This window comes from Streptomyces scopuliridis, assembly GCF_042790125.1.
Taxonomy (GTDB): Bacteria; Actinomycetota; Actinomycetes; order Streptomycetales; family Streptomycetaceae; genus Streptomyces; species Streptomyces scopuliridis_A.
On record NZ_JBHTZS010000002.1, the window covers coordinates 23,696 to 43,158 of the forward strand.

The following is a 19,463-nucleotide window of genomic DNA, read 5'->3' on the forward strand; positions in this document are numbered from 1 at the left end:
CTCGCCCCCTCCCGTTTCCGCGAGGATCAGGCCGTTCCGTGCGGATCAGGCCTCGACGCTGTCCTTGTTCTTGTCCTTGCCGCCGTCCGTCTCGGCGGCGGCCGCGTCACGCTCCGCCTGCTTCTTCGAGGCGATCAGGCTGGTGATCGTGGTGATGACCAGGACACCGCAGATGACCGACAGCGAGACCGGAATGGAGATCACGGGGACATGCACCCCGGTCTCATGCAGCGCGTGGAGCACCAGCTTCACACCGATGAAGCCCAGGATGACCGACAGGCCGTAGCTGAGATGCACCAGCTTCCGCAGCAGCCCCCCGAGGAGGAAGTACAGCTGCCGCAGACCCATCAGCGCGAAGGCGTTGGCGGTGAAGACGATGTACGGGTCCTGGGTCAGACCGAAGATCGCGGGGATGGAGTCCAGCGCGAACAGCACGTCGGTGGTGCCGATGGCCAGCATGACCACCATCAGCGGGGTCAGGATCCGCTTGCCGTTGCTCCGGATGAAGAGCTTGGTGCCGTGGTACTTGTCGGCGACCCCGAAGCGCTTCTCGATGGACTTGAGGAGACGGTTCTCCGCCCACTCTTCCTCCTCCTCGTCGGAGCGCGCCTCCTGGATGAGCTTCCAGGCGGTGTAGATCAGGAACGCACCGAAGATGAAGAAGACCCACGAGAAGCTGGCGATGATCGCCGCGCCGGCCGCGATGAATATGGCGCGCAGCACCAGGGCGACCAGCACACCGACGAGCAGCACACGCTGCTGCAGATGCGAGGGAACCGCGAACTTCGCCATGATCAGAATGAAGACGAAGAGATTGTCGACACTGAGCGACTTCTCGGTGATGAATCCGGCGAAGAACTCACCGGCCGCCTGGCCCGTCCCGAACACCATCAGGCCGATGCCGAACAGCGCGGCGAGGGCGATCCAGACGGCTGTCCAGATACCTGCTTCCTTCATCGACACGTCATGGGGCTTGCGCCCGATGAAGAAGTCGACCGCGATAAGGGCGGACAGACCAAGAATGGTCAGCACCCACAGGGTCAGGGAAACGTCCACTGTGCCTCCGGCTTCGTACGGCTACTGATCAGCGTCGTCGCTGCCGGAGGTCTCCTCCACCCGGGCGGCTTCCGCCGCTCCCCGGGCCGACGCCCCGGGATCGATGGCGATCCGTATTGACGGGCACGTCGCGATGTGGGAGTACTCCCCTCCGCTGCGTAGAAGAGTACAGGAAAGACCAAAGAAAGGTAAAGAAAGAGGTAAACGATCGCCAAGTGCCCAGGTCAGGGCGGTAGTTCAGAATGACTCAGCGGCGCCAGGAACGGCGCGCGGACGCCACCTGCTCCAGGATCTGGAGCAGCACCCGGCTGCCCGGCGGCACCACCGGCGGTTCATAGGTCCAGGCGTGCCCCACCCAGGGGTCGGCGAGGTGATCGTCCGGGACGGGGGTGACCCGCAGCAGCATCCGCCAGAGCGGGTCCAGCACCGGTCCGTACGCGCTCGCGTCCTCGCGGTCCGCGACCATCAGCAGATGCACGCCGACCGCCGGCCCCTCGTCGGCGAGATAGCGCAGCTGGGTGACCGCGCGGTCGTCGAAGCCGTGCGGGAAGTCATTGACGATCAGCAGCTGCTCGGCGGTGTCCAGACCGGGCGGCAGGGACTCGGCGGCCCCGCCGCGGACCGCCATCTGCACCAGATCCACCCGCTGCGTGAGCTTCGCGAGCACGGTGGCCACTCCCCCGGAGCCCGTCGCGGGCGGCTGGTCGAGCACCCCGGACGCGGTCAGCGGGGCCAGCGAGCGCGCCCCCGAGCCGGCCGGATCGATCACATGGACGGTGAACTCGCCGGGCGGGTAGACGGCCAGGAGGCGCGCGGCATGGGCGACCGCGGTGTCCATGGCCAGCCCGCGCAGCTGGGCGTCGTCCATCATCAGCGCGGCCTCGGAACCGGCGCGGCCGCTGTCGACCCAGAGCCCGCGCTCCAGGGGCAGCCGCACCAGCATCGGTATCCGCAGATCGGGGCGCTCGGGCAGATGGACATCGCCGAGGCGGAGCGCCATCGGGATCTCCATCGGGACGCGGTAGCCGTGCCAGACGGGGTTGTCCCAGCGGGCGTACGCGGGCGGCAGCGCGGGCTCGACGACCTCGGACTCGGCGACGAGCTGGGCGAGATCCCGGTCGAGTACCTCGCGCGCCCGGTCCGCGAGCTCGTCGTGCCGGGCGCGGGCGGCCTCGCGCGCGGCGTGTCCCGCGCCGCCGATGCGCTGACGGGGGTCGGAGAGGACGCGGTCCAGCTCCTGGTCGAGCCGGGACTCGGCGAAGTCCATGGCGCTGCGGTACGCGGCGGTCGTACGGGCCAGGTCCTCGAACATGCCCCAGACCTGGTTGTAGAGCCGCTCGTCCATGGACCAGCCCGTGGCGTCGCCCGCGACAGGGCGGGGCGGCACCCCCGGCTGGGCGGGCTCCGCGGCCGGGGGCGGGGTCGGGGGCGTGGATGTACGGCGGCCCGGATGCGTGTAGTTGACGGCCCCGCCCGCCCCGGACTGCGGACCACCGGACGACGGCGGCCCGGACGACGGCGGCCCGGCGGGCGGCACGGTGTCGGGCGGGGACTGCGGGGCCGGGGCGGGCTGCGGAGCCAGGGGCAGCCCCTCGGACCTGCGCCGCCCGCCGTCCGTCGCACCCGGCAGCGGTGTCTGTACGGCGCTGGCCAGATGGCGGGCCACCGCCTCCTGGATACCGGCGGCGAAGGCACGGGCCCCCGGCAGGCCCTGGTTGCCGAAGAGTTCGGCGAGGCCGCCCGCGTACCCCTGGCCGACGGCCCGGACCTTCCAGGCGCCCTGGCGGCGGTACAGCTCCAGGGCGATGACGGCGGTCTCGGAGTCCAGCCCGGTGAGGGTGAAGCTGGCGACCTCGGTGCCCTCGGTGGAGGTGACGGCCGCGAAGGGGGCCGCGGTGGCGCCGAAGCGGTCGGGACCGCCGACACCCTCGGGGAGGGCGAGCAGCACATGCACCAGATGCACGCGCGGGGGCAGGGCGTCCAGATCGACATGGAAGCGGAGGCCCGCGGCGGCCTGGCGGGACACCTCGATGCCCGGGAGGGAGGGCGATCCGGGGTGGACGATCCACTCCGTGCCGTCCACGGTGCCCTGGGCGTCCGCGAGCGTGGCGCAGGCCATGACCGGTGCGCCGGCCGTCACCCGGATCTCCAGTCGGGTGTGGGGCAAGGGGTGGTTCTGCCCCCGGACCAGCTCGGCCGTCATCGCCTCTGTCCCCTCATCGGTTACGCGTCAGTGTTCAGGTGTGGGTGTACAGGTGTGGGTGTACAGCTCGGTACGGGTGCCGGACGGGGCCCAGACGGCAGAGACGCAGCCCCCGGCGGCCTGCGCCGGCCTCCGGGAGCTGCGTACGGGACGACGCCGTCGCCCCGTCCTACAGATGCGGCAGGATCGACGGCATCAGGTCCTGGAACGTACGGCCGTTGGCCGGGTTGCCGAGGGCCGTCATCTGCCAGCCGGAGCCCACGCGGTGCACCTTCGCCATGATCTGCGCGGTGTACTGGCCCCCGCCGTCGAGCGTGTAGCGGGCCAGCTCCTGGCCGTTGGTCTCGTCGACGATGCGGCAGAAGGCGTTCTGGACCTCCTGGAACGTCTGGCCGGTGAAGGAGTTCACCGTGAAGACGATCTGGTCGATATGGACCGGGATCCGCTGGAGGTCGACGAGGATCGCCTCGTCGTCACCGCCCTGGCCCGCGCCGCCGACCAGATTGTCGCCGGTGTGCCGTACCGAACCGTCGTCGCTGACGAGATGGCGGAAGAAGACCACGTCGACCGGCTGCTTGTCGGCGAACAGCACCGCCGAGGCGTCCAGGTCGATCTCACGCGTACGGGAGCCGAACAGGCCCCGGCGCGGGGCGGCCTGCCAGCCGAGCCCCATGCGCACCGCCGTCAGCGTGCCGCCGCCCTTCTTCTCCAGGCTGATGGCCTGACCCTTGGTCAGATTGACGCCAGGGCCTCCGGGCGCGCCGCCCTTGGATACGTCCACCACGCGCTGTCCCCTCTCGAATGGTTCCCCCGCAACCGTCCGTATGCGGTTGCGCAGCACCCTACGCAGTCACGCGGACAGTGCAGGGACTTGGACCGTTTTTGTGTCGGTCTTGCAACACACCGCATGCCCCGGTGTGTCAGGCGAGCCCCGCCTCCCTCATCTGCCGCAATTCCTTCTTGAGTTCGCTGACTTCGTCGCGCAGCCGCGCGGCGACCTCGAACTGCAGCTCGGCGGCGGCGGCCCGCATCCGGTCGGTCATCTCCTCGATGATCCCGGCCAGTTCGGCGGCGGGGCGGTCGGTGACCACCGCGCCCGTGGCCGCCGCCCTGCCGCCCTTCGCGGGCTTCGTCCCGAGCGAGGGGACCGGGGCCTTGGCCGGCTTGCCGTCCTTCGACTGCCGGTAGCCCGTGCCGAGCAGGGCCTCGGTGTCGACCTCCTCGCGCGCGATGGTCGCGACGATGTCGTTGATCTTCTTACGGAGCGGCTGGGGGTCGATACCGCGCTCGGTGTTGTACGCGATCTGCTTCTCGCGGCGCCGGTTCGTCTCGTCGATCGCCTGCTCCATCGCGGGGGTGATCTTGTCCGCGTACATATGGACCTGGCCGGACACATTGCGCGCGGCCCGGCCGATGGTCTGGATGAGCGAGGTGCCCGAGCGCAGGAAGCCCTGCTTGTCGGCGTCGAGGATCGCCACCAGAGAGACCTCCGGGAGGTCGAGGCCCTCGCGCAGCAGGTTGATGCCGACCAGGACGTCGTACTCACCGGCGCGCAGCTCGCGCAGCAGCTCGACCCGGCGCAGGGTGTCGACATCGCTGTGCAGATACCGCACCTGGATGCCCAGCTCCAGGAAGTAGTCGGTGAGGTCCTCGGCCATCTTCTTGGTGAGCGTGGTCACCAGGACGCGTTCGTCCTTCGCGGCGCGCTCGCGGATCTCATGGACCAGATCGTCGATCTGGCCCTCCGTGGGCTTGACGACCACCTCGGGGTCGATCAGGCCGGTGGGACGGATGATCTGCTCCACGAAGCCGTCGGAGCGGGACAGCTCGTACGTGCCGGGAGTGGCGGAGAGATAGACGGTCTGGCCGATCCGCTGCTGGAACTCCTCCCACTTCAGCGGGCGGTTGTCGAGCGCGGACGGCAGCCGGAAGCCGTGGTCGACCAGGGTCCGCTTACGGGACGCGTCGCCCTCGTACATCGCGCCGATCTGCGGCACGGTCACATGCGACTCGTCGATGACCAGCAGGAAGTCCTCGGGGAAGTAGTCCAGGAGGGTGTTGGGCGCGGAGCCCGGCGCGCGGTCGTCGAAGTGCATCGAGTAGTTCTCGATCCCCGAGCAGGAGCCGATCTGGCGCATCATCTCGATGTCGTAGGTCGTCCGCATCCGCAGCCGCTGGGACTCCAGCAGCTTGCCCTGCTTGTCCAGCTCGGCCAGCCGGGTCTCGAGCTCCCGCTCGATGCCGTTGACCGCCTTCTCCATGCGCTCGGGGCCCGCCACGTAGTGGCTCGCGGGGAAGATGTACAGCTCTTCGTCGTCGCTGATGACCTCGCCGGTGAGCGGATGCAGCGTGGAGAGCGCCTCGATCTCGTCGCCGAACATCTCGATACGGACGGCCAGCTCCTCGTAGACCGGGAAGATCTCGATGGTGTCGCCCCGTACCCGGAAGGTGCCCCGGGTGAACGCGAGGTCGTTGCGCGTGTACTGGATGTCGACGAAGCGCCGCAGCAACTGGTCCCTGTCCAGCTCCATGCCGACCTTCAGCGGCACCATCCGGTCCACGTACTCCTGGGGCGTACCGAGACCGTAGATACAGGAGACCGAAGCGACGACGACCACATCGCGCCGGGTGAGAAGGGAGTTCGTCGCGGAGTGGCGCAGCCGCTCGACCTCCTCGTTGATGGAGGAGTCCTTCTCGATGTAGGTGTCCGACTGGGGGACGTACGCCTCGGGCTGGTAGTAGTCGTAGTACGAGACGAAGTACTCGACGGCGTTGTTGGGCAGCAGCTCGCGGAATTCGTTCGCCAGCTGGGCGGCGAGCGTCTTGTTCGGCGCCATCACCAGCGTGGGGCGCTGGAGCTTCTCGATCATCCAGGCGGTCGTCGCCGACTTTCCCGTGCCGGTCGCGCCGAGCAGGACGACATCCTTCTCGCCCGCGCGGACACGCCGCTCCAGGTCGGCGATGGCCGTCGGCTGGTCGCCGCTGGGCTGGTAGGAGCTGACGACCTCGAAAGGCGCCACCGTACGTTCGATCTTGGAAACGGGCCGCATGGATCCACCGTACGACCCCGCACTGACAGTGGGGGGGTGAGCGGCCCCGGATCACCTCAGGTGACCGGTGACTCACGCGCGTCACCAGTCGTGGAGGTCCTGGGAGCCGCGGCGCGGGGACCTGGCCGCCGTACGGTCGGCGTGCTCACGGAGGGCCTGCCGCGGCCGGATCCGCTGCGCGGGCACCCCGCCGCGCCCGCACGGCCCGGTCACCGCGCCCGCGGAGCGTGACCGCTCGGGACGGCCCGTCACCAGCAGCGGGTCCACCAGCACCGCCACCCCGGCCAGCAGCAGGAAGAACGCCGGGCCGACCAGCATCGGGGCCAGCAGCTCGGTGGCCGGGGCGCCGCCCGAGTCCCCGACGGCGCCGTCCAGATGAACGCGGACCGCGGCCATGGCGGTGTAGTGCATCCCGGTCGACGCGACGCCCATCACCGCGCTGGCGGCCAGACCGGCCAGGAAACCGCGGTGCGAGACGACCACCCAGAGCGCCGTGGTCGCCGCGAGGACGGCGATGATGACGGAGAGCGCGACGGTGACGGTGTCGTATCCGACGCGGCCGTGGAGCCGTATGCCCGCCATGCCGAGGTAGTGCATGGTGGCGATGCCGAGGCCGGTGATGGTGCCGCCGGTGACGAGGGTCATCGGGGTCGTGCCGCGGTACCCCACGATGAAGATCCCCACCCCGACCATGACGATCCCCACGACGAGGCTGGCGAACGTCGTGAACCGGTCGTAGCCGACCGGCACCTCCGAGACGCTGAACCCCATCATCGCGATGAAGTGCATCGTCCAGACACCGGAGCCGATCGCGGCCGAGCCGAGCGCGAGCCCGCCCGGCTTCCAGGAGCGTCTGGTCCGCAGGGATCTCGCGGTGCAGCGCAGGCCCAGAGCCGCGCCGAGGCAGGCCATGAGAAAGGCCGCCACGGGTGTGACGAGACCGTAGCTGAATCCGTCGATGGTGCCCTGCATAGCGATATGCCCTTCGCCCCTCGTGCTTCCTGTACGAAAGCGCCGGCTCGGGCGAGGGTAGGACGGCCGGCCCGGTTAGCAAACAGGCGACCGGCGAATTGTCGACACGAAACGGCACAACCTCGCGGTACGAGGCGGCCCCGCGCCGGTCCGGCTTCATGATGTCACCCCGTTCTCGCGGTCCGTCTTCCCGGTCCATGGCGTGACTTCACGTTGTGGCCAGCCTTCGCCTGTTCCCCGTTGGCCGGGGGCTGCCACGCTCTGGCCGACTGTCATCGCCCGACGCGAGGAGTACACGTGTACGTACGCACCTCAGTGACAACGGCCGCCGCGCTGCTGGGAGTCACGGCGCTCGTTCTGCCCGGCGCCGCCACCGCGAGCGCGGGCCCGGCCGCCGCGCCCAGGACCGGGAGCCCGGTCGTCATCGCGCACCGCGGCGCCTCCGCCTACGCCCCGGAGAACACGCTCGCGGCCGTCGACGCGGCCGATGACCTGGGCATCGACTGGGTGGAGAACGACGTCCAGCGCACCAAGGACGGCCGGCTGGTGGTGATCCACGACGACAATCTCCAGCGCACCACCAATGTGGAAGAGGTCTTCCCCGACCGGGCCCCCTGGAAGGTCAAGGACTTCACCGCGGCGGAGATCGCCCGGCTGGACGCGGGCAGTTGGTTCGGCGAGCGGTGGGCGGGCGAGCGCGTGCCCACGCTGAGGCAGTATCTGGACGCCGTCGAGGCCAACCGGCAGAAGCTGCTCCTGGAGATCAAGGCTCCCGAGCAGTACCCCGGCGTCGAGAGGGACATCCTGCGGGTGCTGGGCCAGGAGGGCTGGCTCAGCCGCGCACATGTCCGGAACAAGCTGGTCGTCCAGAGCTTCAGCGCGGACAGCATCCGTACGGTGCACCGGCTGCGCCCTGACCTCACGACCGGTTTCCTCGGCACGCCCGCGGTGGCCGAGCTGCCCGCGTACGCCGCTTTCACGGACCAGATCAACCCGCCGCACGCCGCGCTCACCGGCGACTACGTGGCCGCGGTGCAACGGCTCAAGGGCGCGCACGGCAAGCCGCTCACGGTGAGCACGTGGACGGTCAACGACGCGGCGGGCGCGGTGCGCGTCCGGGATCTCGGCGTGGACGGGATCATCACCAACAACCCCGACGTGGTGCGCGACGCGGTGCGCTGAGGCCGGGGGCCGGTCACAGGCCCGTTGTCAGTGGTGGCCCGTACCGTGGTCGGCATGAACAACTACGGGCAGTCGCCGGTGGAGTGGACGGTCATGTCCACCGGCATCGGGCCGCTGCTGCTGGCCGCGACCGGCCAGGGGCTGGTGAGCGTCGTCTTCCATGTCGACGGGCCGGTGCGGGAGAAGGCGCTCGGACAGCTGAGGGACCGGCTGGGCACCGAGCCCGTCGCATCGGCGTCGGGTCTGCTCGCCGAGCCGATACGCAGGCTGTCCGCGTATTTCGCGGGCGAGCTGCGGGAGTTCGGGCTGCCGCTGGACTGGTCGCTCTCCACGGGCTTCAACCGTCAGGTGCTGCGCGAGCTCGCGGCGGGCGTCCCGTACGGCACGGTGGTCGGTTACGGCGATCTGGCCAGACGGGTGGGCGAGCCGGCCGCTGCCCAGGCGGTCGGCGCGGCGATGGGTTCCAACCCGCTGCCGGTGGTGGTGCCGTGTCACCGCGTGGTGGAGAGCGACGGCGGACTCGGCGGTTTCGGGGGCGGGCTCGAAACGAAGCGGCAGTTGCTGGCCCTGGAGGGCGTGCTTCCGGAACCGCTCTTCTGAGCCTCTTCTCCACCCCGTACTCCACCCCGTTCTCCACCCAGGAACGGCGCGGATTGCGCATATTTAGCGCCACTTGTCCGCTTCCTATGGCGGGCTTAGGCTGAAATAAGGAGAGGACCACCGCGCGTACGGCCCGGCGGACAGAAGAGGTCGGCCCGGGGCGTTCCGAGGCGCCGGCCGGACACGTTCCGTATCGGTATGTGTACCTCTGCCGGACCGCCCGAGCGGTAGCCGACTCCATCGCACGCACAGGCCGAGTCATCCGCTGGACGAGGAGAGCCGAAGGGACGGCGAGTCAGGATGAGCGGAGGAAACAAGGCAGTCGAATACATCAAGCCGGGTGAGGTGGATGTGAGGACCACCGACTACCCGACGCTGGAACTTCAGGACGGGCCGGGTGTGGCCCCCGCGAACGTAGGCCGCAAATGCCGCCACGGCGTCATCCTCAAGGTACTCGCCACCAACATATGCGGCAGCGATCAGCACATGGTGCGCGGCCGGACCACGGCCCCCGAAGGTCTGGTCCTCGGCCACGAGATCACCGGTGAGGTCATCGAGCGCGGCCCCGACGTCGAGTTCATCGACGTCGGCGATGTCGTGTCGGTTCCCTTCAATATCGCCTGCGGCCGCTGCCGGAACTGCAAGGAGCGCCAGACCGGAATCTGTCTGAACGTCAATCCCGCCCGTCCCGGCGCGGCGTACGGCTACGTCGACATGGGCGGCTGGGTCGGCGGACAGGCGCAGTACGTGATGGTGCCGTACGCGGACTTCAACCTGCTCCGCTTCCCCGACCGGGACGCGGCGCTGGAGAAGCTGCTCGATCTGACGATGCTGTCGGACATCTTCCCCACTGGCTACCACGGCGCGGTGACGGCCGGCACGGGCGTCGGCTCCACGGTGTACGTCGCGGGCGCGGGACCTGTCGGTCTCGCCGCCGCGGCCTCGGCCCAGTTGCTCGGCGCCGCGGTCGTCATCGTCGGCGACCTGAACGCCGAACGGCTCGCACAGGCCCGCAGTTTCGGCTGTGAGACCGTCGATCTCACCAAGGGTGCGGTCGAGGAGCAGATAGCGCAGATCCTGGGCGAGCCCGAGGTGGACGCCGCGGTCGACGCGGTCGGCTTCGAGGCACGCGCGCACGGCAAGGACTCCAAGGAGGCTCCGGCGACCGTCCTCAACTCCCTGATGGGTGCCGTCAGGGCGGGCGGCGCGCTCGGTATCCCGGGGCTGTACGTCACCGACGACCCGGGCGGGATCGACGAGGACGCCAAGACCGGCACGCTGAAGGTCCGGCTGGGCCTCGGCTGGGCGAAGAGCCACACGTTCAGCACGGGACAGTGCCCGGTGATGAAGTATCACCGGGGCCTGGCGATGGCGATCCTGCACGACCGGGTCCACATCGCGAAGGCCGTCAACGCCACGGTGATCTCGCTGGAGGACGCTCCGCGCGGCTACGAGGAGTTCGACCACGGCGCCAGCCGGAAGTACGTGCTCAACCCGCACGGCGCGCTCAACGGAGTGGTGGCCGCCTGAACGATTCCCGAATGGTGGAGGGCGCGGTCGGCACCGCGCCCTCCACGGGTACGGGCCCGGAGGCGTGAACGTTCGCCCGCGCGGCGACGTTTGCGTCCGCGCGGGATGTGCCATGGATGGGGACATGCCAGACATCACTTCGCAGCTCTCCCCCGAGGTACGGGAAGCGCTCGCCGCAGACCGTCCCGTGGTCGCCCTGGAATCGACGATCATCGCGCACGGACTGCCGCGCCCGCGCAATCTCGCGGTCGCGGAGGAGCTGGAGGCGCTCGTACGCTCCAGCGGCGCCGTACCCGCCACGGTCGCCGTGCTGGACGGCCGGCCCCGGGTGGGCCTGTCCAAGGACCAGTTGGAGCGGGTCGCCCAGGACTCCGCCGTACGGAAGCTGGGCCAGCGCGATCTGGCGCCCGCGCTCGCGGCGGGCGCGAGCGGCGCGACGACCGTGTCCGCCACGGCGTTCCTGGCCGCGCGGGCCGGGATCCGGGTCTTCGCGACGGGCGGCCTGGGCGGGGTCCACCGCGATTGGACCGACACCCAGGACGAGTCGGCCGATCTGCGCCTGCTGGCCAGGACCCGGATCACCGTGGTCTGCGCGGGCGTCAAATCGATCCTCGACGTTCCGGCGACGCTCCAGCGGCTGGAGACGCTGGGGGTCGGCATCCTCGGCTACGGGACCGACCGGTTCCCCGGCTTCTATCTGACCTCGTCCGGTGAACCGGTCGACTGGACGGTCCATACGCCCGAGGAGGTCGCGGCGGTGATGGACGCGCAGGACGCGCTCGGCGGCCCCGAAGCGGCGCTCATCGTCGCCAACCCCGTGCCCGAAGCGGAGCAGCTGGATCCGCGGTTGCACGACCGGGTGCTCGCGGAAGCACTGACGGAGTGTCATGAGCGGGGCATCAGCGGCCAGGCGGTCACCCCGTTCCTGCTGGACCAGCTGATGCGGCGGACGGGCGGCGCCTCGCTGGAGGCCAATCTCGCGGCGGTGCGCGGCAATGTGTGGCTCGCGGCGCGCATCGCGGCCGCGCGTATCGCCACCGCACGGACCGCGGCCGGCGGATGAGCGCGGGCACCGCGGACGGTGCGCTGCTGGTGATCGGGGACGTGGTCACCGATGTGGTGGCGCGGTACCGCACCCCGCTCGCGCACGGTACGGACACGGCCGCCGAGATCCGTACGCTGCCGGGCGGCGCCGGGGCCAACGCGGCCTGCTGGGCGGCGCGTTCCGGGTGCGCGGACGTACGGCTGCTGGCACGGGTAGGGGCGGAGGCGCGGGAGTGGCACGAGGAGCGGCTGCGGCGGGCGGGGGTACGTACCCACCTCGTCGTGGACGACGAGGTGCCGACCGCGACGGTGATCTGTCTGGTCGACGCGTCCGCCGAACGCACACTGCTCACCGACAGCGGCGCGGCGCTGCGGCTGTCCCCCGCCGACTGGTCGCCGTCCCTGCTGGACGGGGTGGGCCGGCTGCATCTCTCCGGCTATCTCTTCTTCGCGGACACGAGCCGCCAACTGGCCGTCGCCGCACTGCGATCGGCCGGCGAGCGGGGCGTCCCGGTGAGCGTGGACCCCGCCTCGACGGGATTCATCAAGGAACTGGGCGCGGACCGTTTTCTGGCGTCGGTCGACGGCGTGGAGACGCTGCTCCCGAACGCGGACGAGGCCAGGCTTCTCACCGGGCTGACGAACGTGGCCGACGCCGCCGCCGCGCTGAGCCGGCGGGTGGGGACGGCGGTGGTGACCCTGGGCAGGGACGGCGCGCTGGTGGCGCGGGCGGGGGCTGTCACGGCCCGGGTCCCGCCGGTTCCGGCGCGTGCCGTGGACTCGACGGGCGCGGGCGACGCCTTCACGGGCGCGTTCCTCGCGGCCCGGCTCACCGGGGCGGACGCGGTGGCGGCGGCCGCGGCGGGCTGCCGGGCGGGGGCGCGGGCGGTCGCGACGGTGGGCGGCCGGCCGTGACGGTGGGCGGCCGGCCGTGACGCCACATGTCCGCCGGGGCCGCGCGGCGCCGTACGAGGCGACCGGCCGGGACGTCGTCACACGTCCGCCGGGGCCGCGCGCCGTACGAGGCTGTCATCCGGGACCGCTGTCCGAAAGCCGCTGTCCGTGCTCTCCGAGGCCGCCCCACGCCGGATGGCGCGGATCGTCCGTCCGTACGACCACATCGGCGGCCTCGGCCGGGTCCACCTCCCGCTCGTACCGCTCGAAGGCGGGGAGTGTCCACCGTTCGCTCTCGTCGGTACGGCGCCGGAGCGCGGCCGGTGACAGCCGCAGATGCACCGTGAGGTCGAACGGGAACCAGTGCCCCAGCAGCAGCGGGCCGTGCAGCACCAGCACCCCGCCGGGCGCGAGTTCACTGTGCGGGCTGCGGGTCGCGCGGTCGGTGGCGGGGTCCCAGAGATCGGGCAGGACCCGCCCGGTGCCGCCGGGCTCCAGCGGCGCGAAGACCTCCCGCCACAGCGCCCCGGTGTCGAACCAGCCGCTGTAGTACGACTCCGGGTCCTCGCGTCCGTACTCGTACCGCAGCGACGCCGGCCGCAGAAACCCGCCGGTCCCCACGACCAGTACCGACCGGCCGCGTACCCGTAGCGCCTCCGCGAGCGCGTCGGCCCGCTCACGGGTCCCGGCGGCGGGCGCTCCGTCGATGGCGACACGGGGCCAGGGACCGCCGTCCGCCGTCCCCGTCTCCAGCACCCGCTCGGCGACGGCCTCGGTCAGCCGCTCCCAGGTGATCGCTTCGAGTCGCATCCGGCCATCATCGTCCAGCGGCGCCAGGGCGTGTCGCGCGCGGGCCCCGTACCCGGCCCGCCGTCAGATGCCGGCCACGGGAAGAGCCTGCTCGGCCCAGATGGTCTTGCCGCCCGTGCCCTGGCGGGTGCCCCAGCTCTGCGTGAGCTGAGCGACGAGCAGGAGGCCGCGGCCCCCTTCGTCGAACACCCGGGCCCGGCGCAGATGCGGAGCGGTGTTGCTGCCGTCCGAGACCTCGCAGATGAGGCTGCGGTCATGGATGAGGCGCAGCTGAATGGGGGCCTGGGCATACCGGATGGCGTTGGTGACCAGTTCGCTGACCACCAGTTCCGTGGTGAAGACGGCGTCCTCCAGCCCCCAGGCGGCCAGTTGCTCGGCGGCGTCCCTGCGCGCCTGGGCCACCCCGGCGGGATCGCACTCCAGCTCCCATGTGGCGACCTGGTTCGCGTCCAGGGCGCGGGTACGGGCGAGGAGCAGGGCGACGTCATCGGCGGGGCGGCCGGGGAGCAGCGTCTTCAGCACGTTGTCGCAGATGTCCTCCAGCGGCGCGGCGGGCTGGGCGAGGGCGGTGCGCAGCGCGGCGAACGATTCGTCGATGCCGCGCTCGCGGGATTCGACGAGACCGTTGGTGAACAGGGCGAGCACGCTGCCCTCCCGCAGTTCCATCTCGACGGACTCGAAGGGCAGATTGCCGAGACCGAGCGGCGGCCCCGCGGGCAGGTCGAGGAAGGCGACGGTGCCGTCCGGGGTGACCATCGCGGGCTGCGGGTGTCCGGCGCGCGCCAGGGAGCAGCGCCGGGACACCGGGTCGTAGGCCGCGTAGAGACAGGTGGCGCCGACGTCCCCGGCGGCCTCGGCGCCCGAGGGCTGTCCGCCCGACGCCTCGGCGGCCAGATGGTTGACGAGGTCGTCGAGGTGGGTGAGCAGTTCGTCGGGCGGCAGATCGACATCGGCGAGGGTGCGCACGGCCGTGCGCAGCCGGCCCATCGTGGCCGACGCCTGGACGCCGTGGCCCACCACATCGCCCACGACCAGGGCCACGCGCGAGCCGGACAGCGGGATCACATCGAACCAGTCGCCGCCGACCCCGGCCCCCGAGTCGGCGGGGAGGTAGCGGAAGGCGAACTCGACCGCCGCGTGTTCGGGCAGCGCGCGCGGCAGCAGGCTGCGCTGAAGGGCCAGCGCCGTGTCACGTTCGCGCGTGTAGCGGCGGGCGTTGTCGATACAGACGGCCGCCCGCGCCGTGATCTCCTCGGCGAGCAGCAGATCGTCCAGCTCGAAGGGGGCCGGGCTGCGGTGCCGGGAGAAGGTGGCCACGCCGAGGATGGTGCCGCGAGCGCGCAGCGGGACGGCCATCGTCGAGTGGAACCCGAAGGCGCGCATCTTGGCGGCACGCCGCGGATCGGTCCTCTCCCACCGGGCCACGGAGTCCTCCGTCACCCTCCTCATGACGGCCCGCTGCGTCCTCAGACACTCGGCGGCGGGCGAGCTGTTGGGGTAGGACGAGGTCTCCCCGAGCTCGATCGCGACCTCCGGCGCACCCTCAAGAACGGACTGGCGGGCCACGCGCCGGAGCCTCACCTGGCCGGGCAGCGGGCCGGCGGGGGTCTCGGCGCCGCCTCTGCTGACCTCGGGCAGCAGATCGACGGTGACGAAGTCGGCGAGCACGGGGACGGCGACATCGGCCAGCTCCTGTGCGGTGCTCACGACGTCGAGGGCGCTGCCGATACGGGTACTGGCCTCGTTCACCAGCAGCAGTCGCTGCTGGGCTCGGTTCTGCCGGGTCATGTCGTGTACCGCCACGATCACACCGCGTGTCCGGCCGTCGTCCTCCCGTAGCGGGGCGATGGAGACCGCCCAGGCGAAGTCCCGGTCGTGGCCGGGCAGGCGCAGCGAGAATTCGAGGTGCTGCGGCTCGCCGGTCTCCAGCGCCCGCAGCATATGCCGCTCGGTGTTGTCCATCTCCGGGGCGGGCATGGCCTCGGGCAGCCGCAGTCCGCGTACGTCGTCCTCGGTGAGGCCCAGCAGGCCCTCCATGTCCTCGCTCACCTGCCGCAGCCGCAGCCGGGTGTCGTAGACGGCCATCGGACAGGGCGACTGCGCGAAAACCAGTTCGAGCAGGTGTGTGTCCTCGACATACGGGTCCGCCCGGTTCAGCGGGGAGACGAGGAACCACTCGGTGGCACCGTCCTCCGTCGTACGGCGGTGTGCCAGCAGCCGTACGTCCAGCCGGCCGCCGTCGCGGTGCAGCAGCGTGACCGTCCCGCTCCAGCTGTCCGGCAGGGCGGCCGGATCCAGCGCCGCCGGATCGAGCGTGCCGGTGCGGGACCGCGCGGTCGCGCCGTCGGCGAGCAGCTCGGCGGCGGGCCGTCCGACCATCTCCGACGGCCGGTGACCGAGCAGCCTGCGGGCGCCCTCGCTCCACTCCGTCACGGTGCCCCGCGCGTCGATGACCGCCCTGGCCGTGGCCGCCTCGTCAAACGGATCACGCGGCTGGTCGCGGGGATCCGTCCCGGCGGGAGCGGCCTCGCCGGGATCGCCCTCGCGGGGACCGTTCGACCGGACGGGCTGGTCGTCCCGCGCGGAGTCCGGTCGCCTCATCGTCGCTCATCTCACCCTGCCTGGATCCGGCCGCCGAGGGACGAGATCCCGGCCCCGGCGGGCCTCCACCTCCAGTGACTACTCACCTCTCCAAGTATGACATCCGTGACGAATTAGGCTATTTCTGTCACCGTCAGCGGCACACAGGCGGCCTCCCGCCCGCTCACTCTCCGCGCAGCACCTTGGCCAGCGGCCCGTCACCCGACACCTCGATCCGCCCGTCCCGCACTCCGTCCCCCACTGTCAGCGCGCCCCCGCTCAGCTCACGGCAGGTGTCGGCATCGAGCACGAGGCGGGCGTCCGGGCTCTCCGCAGGCCCGTCGCCGTACACCGGATCGCCCGCCCCGAGCCGTACATGGAACGCCCCTTCGCCCAGCCGGACCTCCACCACGCCCTCCCCCGTCCCGCCGCCCGCACCCGAGCCCGCCGGGCCCGACAGCCCGTCCAGCACCGGCAGCAGCGGCACGGCGAACCAGTGCGCCCGCACGGCGTCGGTGGGCCTGCGCTCCTCCAGCGCCGGAGCGCCCCACTCCGCCAGAGCCGTGAGCACCGGCAGCAGCCCCCGCCCCCGCTCCGTCAGCTCGTACACATACGCCGCGGCCGGGGGCGGCAGCTTGCGGCGCACGGCCAGATCATCGCGCTCCATGTCCTTGAGCCGGGAGGCGAGCACATCCGTGCTGACACCCGGCAGATCGGCGTGCAGATCGGTGTACCGGCGGGGGCCCGCCAGCAACTCCCGGACGATCAGCAGGGTCCAGCGATCGCCCACGGAGTCGAGGGCACGGGCGGCGGCGCAGTACTGGTCGTAGCTTCGTCGACGTGACATGTGACGGATTCTAGACATGTTGTTGGACTTTCCAAGCTCGGGCTTGGTAAAACCAAGTATCGCAACAAGGTCTGGAGGACCACCGCATGGAATTCCGGCAGTCGAGCAAGCTCAGCGAGGTCTGCTACGAGATCCGCGGCCCGGTGATCGAGCACGCCGACGCCCTGGAGGAGGCGGGCCACAGCGTCCTGCGCCTCAACACCGGCAACCCCGCGCTCTTCGGGTTCGAGGCGCCGGAGGAGATCCTCCAGGACATGATCCGGATGCTGCCGCGGGCACATGGCTACACGGACTCGCGCGGTGTCCTCTCCGCGCGCCGCGCCGTCGCCCAGCGCTACCAGACCATGGGGCTTCCCGAGGTCACGGTCGACGACGTGTTCCTCGGCAACGGCGTCTCGGAGCTGGTCTCCATGGCCGTCCAGGCGCTCCTGGAGGACGGCGACGAAGTCCTGATCCCGGCCCCCGACTTCCCGCTCTGGACCGCCGTGACGACGCTCGCGGGCGGCCGTCCCGTGCACTATCTCTGCGACGAGTCCGCGGAGTGGTACCCGGACCTGGACGACATGGCGTCGAAGATCACCGACCGTACGAAGGCCGTCGTGATCATCAACCCCAACAACCCCACCGGCGCGGTCTATCCGCGCGAGATCGTCGAGGGCATCCTCGATCTCGCCCGCCGTCATCAGCTCATGGTGTTCGCGGACGAGATCTACGACCAGATCGTCTACGACGACGCGGTCCACCACACCGCCGCGGCCCTCGCCCCCGATCTGGTGGTCCTCACCTTCAGCGGGCTCTCGAAGACATACCGCGTGGCGGGGTTCCGCTCGGGCTGGCTCGTCGTCACCGGCCCCAAGCAGCATGCCCGTAGCTACCTTGAGGGCCTGACGATGCTCGCCTCGATGCGGCTCTGTCCCAACGCGCCCGCCCAGTACGCCATTCAGGCCGCGCTCGGCGGCCGGCAGTCGATCAAGGAGCTCACCGAGCCGGGAGGCAGGCTGTACGAGCAGCGCGACCGCGCCTGGGAGAAGCTCAACGAGATTCCCGGGGTCTCGTGTGTGAAGCCGAAGGGCGCGCTGTACGCCTTCCCCCGGCTGGACCCCAAGGTGCACAGGATCCACGACGACGAGCGGTTCGTGCTGGATCTGCTGCTGCGGGAGAAGATCCAGGTCGTGCAGGGGACGGGGTTCAACTGGCCGCGTCCCGACCACTTCCGGATCCTGACGCTCCCGTACGCGGACGATCTCGACGCGGCCATCAGCCGGATCGGCCGCTTCCTGAGCGGCTACCGGCAATGAGCCGCCCGCCTCGGCCCTTGGACAGGGCCTGGAAACGAACGGGCAGGGCGATCAGGCCCCGGGCGCGGGTCGAGGGGCGCCACCGCAGTTCCTCGTACGGAACGTCCAGCGCCAGCCGCGGAAAGCGCTCCAGCAGCGCGTTGAGCGCGATCTCGGTCTCCAGCCGGGCGAGTGGTGCGCCGAGGCAGTAGTGGATGCCGTATCCGAGAGCCACGTGCCCCGCCGTGTCGCGGTCGAGGTCGAGCCGGTCGGGGTCGGCGAAGCGGTGCGGATCGCGGTTGGCGGCGGCGAGGGACAGCATGACGGTCTCCCCCGCCGGCACCGTCACCCCGCCGATCGTCAGGTCCTCGACCGCGAACCGCCGGATCGCCAGCAGCGCGGGCCCCTCGTACCGTACGAACTCCCCGACCGCCGCGGCCGTCCTGCCGGGCTCCGCGCGCAGCGCCGCCAGTTGCTCGGGGTGCCGGAGCAGGGCGAGGACGGAGTTGCCGATGAGCTGGACGGCGTTCTCGTACCCGGCGAAGAGGAGGAGGAAGGCCAGCGACATCAGCTCGTCCTCGCTGAGCCGGTCGCCACCGTCGCCCCCGGACGCCGGGCCGCCGGTCTCCGCACCGGCCTCCTCACCCTCGTCGCGCGCCGCGATCAGAGCGGAGAGCAGATCGTCCCCCGGCTCGGCGCGCTTGTGGGCGAGCAGTTCGGTGAAGAAGGCGAGCATGGCGGCGACCGCCTCCTTCATCCGCTCGGGCCGCGCGGGATCGGGAGCGATCAGGGCATCCGTCCACTCCCGGAAGTCACGCCGGTCGCGCGCGGGTACGCCCAGCAATTCGCAGATGACGACGAGGGGAAGCGGCGCGGCGTACGAGGCGACCAGATCGGCGCGGCCGCCGTCGCGGCCGTCGAGGGCGCCGGAATCACGGCCGCCGGAGTCGAGGGCGTCGAGCAGTTCGTCGGCGGTCCGCCGCACCGGCCCCCGCAACTCCTCGATCCGCCGCGCCGTGAACGCCCGCGCGACGAAGCGCCGGATGCGGGTGTGGTCCGGCGGATCCATGTTGAGCAGATTGGCATCGAGGGCGGGCGGCAGCGCGAAGCCCCGGTAACCGCCGGGCAGCGCACGGCTCTTGTCGAGGGAGAGCCGCGGATCGGCGAGCGACCGCCGTACGTCCTCGTAGCGGGTGACGATCCAGGCGGGCCGTCCGTCGGGCCCGACGATCCGCCGCACGGGCGCGGTCTCGCGCAGCCGCGAGTACACCTCGTACGGATCCGCCAGCAGCTCGCTCGTCGGATCGTAGAGCGACCGCGGTGACGCGCCGGATGCCGTGATTGCCATGATCCCATCCTAAACAGCCGTACGAGGGGCGGCTGTTGACGGCGCGCGGCAGGGACCGCGCGCGCCCCCG

The 19,463-nt window shown here is 71.0% G+C and carries 15 protein-coding genes; 6 read left to right on the top strand and 9 right to left on the bottom strand.

All coding sequences use genetic code 11. The features are described 5' to 3' along the window. Positions 1 to 45: 45 nt before the first annotated feature. The 5 genes from ACFRKB_RS02380 to ACFRKB_RS02400 all read right to left on the bottom strand — a co-directional run bounded on the left by ACFRKB_RS02380 (position 46) and on the right by ACFRKB_RS02400 (position 7,281). Positions 46 to 1,056: a TerC/Alx family metal homeostasis membrane protein gene (locus tag ACFRKB_RS02380; protein ID WP_383102600.1), complete on the bottom strand. Its 1,011-nt coding sequence runs from the start codon at positions 1,054 to 1,056 to the stop codon at positions 46 to 48. A gap of 247 nt (positions 1,057 to 1,303) precedes the next feature. Next, the gene (locus ACFRKB_RS02385) at positions 1,304 to 3,259 is read right to left on the bottom strand and encodes a TerD family protein (protein WP_383102602.1); all 1,956 of its coding nucleotides are present in this window, start codon (positions 3,257 to 3,259) and stop codon (positions 1,304 to 1,306) included. 169 nt (positions 3,260 to 3,428) lie between these two features. Then, complete coding sequence (locus tag ACFRKB_RS02390) at positions 3,429 to 3,995, bottom strand: TerD family protein (protein ID WP_030353647.1); 567 nt, start codon at positions 3,993 to 3,995, stop codon at positions 3,429 to 3,431. A gap of 184 nt (positions 3,996 to 4,179) precedes the next feature. Then, positions 4,180 to 6,309, bottom strand: a complete 2,130-nt coding sequence (gene uvrB / locus ACFRKB_RS02395) for an excinuclease ABC subunit UvrB (protein WP_383102603.1) — start codon at positions 6,307 to 6,309, stop codon at positions 4,180 to 4,182. Between the two features lie 81 nt (positions 6,310 to 6,390). Further along, positions 6,391 to 7,281, bottom strand: coding sequence for an MHYT domain-containing protein (locus ACFRKB_RS02400; protein ID WP_383102605.1), 891 nt, complete (start codon positions 7,279 to 7,281; stop codon positions 6,391 to 6,393). Positions 7,282 to 7,578: 297 nt separating this feature from the next. Here ACFRKB_RS02400 and ACFRKB_RS02405 point away from each other — a divergent pair, with 297 nt between their 5' ends. The 5 genes from ACFRKB_RS02405 (at position 7,579) to ACFRKB_RS02425 (ending at position 12,552) form a co-directional block, all read left to right on the top strand. After that, the gene (locus ACFRKB_RS02405) at positions 7,579 to 8,463 is read left to right on the top strand and encodes a glycerophosphodiester phosphodiesterase (RefSeq protein WP_383102607.1); all 885 of its coding nucleotides are present in this window, start codon (positions 7,579 to 7,581) and stop codon (positions 8,461 to 8,463) included. 54 nt (positions 8,464 to 8,517) lie between these two features. Continuing rightward, positions 8,518 to 9,063: a methylated-DNA--[protein]-cysteine S-methyltransferase gene (locus ACFRKB_RS02410; protein ID WP_383102608.1), complete on the top strand. Its 546-nt coding sequence runs from the start codon at positions 8,518 to 8,520 to the stop codon at positions 9,061 to 9,063. 300 nt (positions 9,064 to 9,363) lie between these two features. Continuing rightward, positions 9,364 to 10,593, top strand: a complete 1,230-nt coding sequence (fdhA, locus tag ACFRKB_RS02415; protein ID WP_383102610.1) for a formaldehyde dehydrogenase, glutathione-independent — start codon at positions 9,364 to 9,366, stop codon at positions 10,591 to 10,593. Positions 10,594 to 10,717: 124 nt separating this feature from the next. Continuing rightward, on the top strand, positions 10,718 to 11,656 hold the full coding sequence (locus tag ACFRKB_RS02420) for a pseudouridine-5'-phosphate glycosidase (protein WP_383102612.1): 939 nt from the start codon (positions 10,718 to 10,720) through the stop codon (positions 11,654 to 11,656). Then, positions 11,653 to 12,552 carry a carbohydrate kinase family protein gene (locus tag ACFRKB_RS02425; RefSeq protein ID WP_383102614.1) on the top strand — a complete coding sequence of 300 codons (900 nt, stop codon included), beginning with the start codon at positions 11,653 to 11,655 and terminating at the stop codon, positions 12,550 to 12,552. Before ACFRKB_RS02420 ends, ACFRKB_RS02425 begins: the two co-directional genes overlap by 4 nt. A 114-nt stretch (positions 12,553 to 12,666) precedes the next feature. On the opposite strand, the gene ACFRKB_RS02430 is transcribed toward ACFRKB_RS02425, so the two are convergent. The 3 genes from ACFRKB_RS02430 to ACFRKB_RS02440 form a co-directional block, all read right to left on the bottom strand. Then, positions 12,667 to 13,341 carry a nucleoside/nucleotide kinase family protein gene (locus tag ACFRKB_RS02430; protein WP_383102615.1) on the bottom strand — a complete coding sequence of 225 codons (675 nt, stop codon included), beginning with the start codon at positions 13,339 to 13,341 and terminating at the stop codon, positions 12,667 to 12,669. Between the two features lie 63 nt (positions 13,342 to 13,404). Further along, entirely contained in the window at positions 13,405 to 15,942 is a 2,538-nt protein-coding gene (locus ACFRKB_RS02435) for a SpoIIE family protein phosphatase (RefSeq protein WP_383102616.1), read from the bottom strand. A 163-nt stretch (positions 15,943 to 16,105) separates the two neighbouring features. Then, positions 16,106 to 16,786: a winged helix-turn-helix transcriptional regulator gene (locus ACFRKB_RS02440; protein ID WP_383102617.1), complete on the bottom strand. Its 681-nt coding sequence runs from the start codon at positions 16,784 to 16,786 to the stop codon at positions 16,106 to 16,108. A 68-nt stretch (positions 16,787 to 16,854) separates the two neighbouring features. Here ACFRKB_RS02440 and ACFRKB_RS02445 point away from each other — a divergent pair, with 68 nt between their 5' ends. After that, positions 16,855 to 18,066, top strand: a complete 1,212-nt coding sequence (locus tag ACFRKB_RS02445) for a pyridoxal phosphate-dependent aminotransferase (RefSeq protein ID WP_365973969.1) — start codon at positions 16,855 to 16,857, stop codon at positions 18,064 to 18,066. Here ACFRKB_RS02445 and ACFRKB_RS02450 read toward each other — a convergent pair. Further along, on the bottom strand, positions 18,026 to 19,393 hold the full coding sequence (locus tag ACFRKB_RS02450) for a cytochrome P450 family protein (RefSeq protein ID WP_383102619.1): 1,368 nt from the start codon (positions 19,391 to 19,393) through the stop codon (positions 18,026 to 18,028). The genes ACFRKB_RS02445 and ACFRKB_RS02450 overlap by 41 nt on opposite strands. Positions 19,394 to 19,463: the final 70 nt, after the last annotated feature.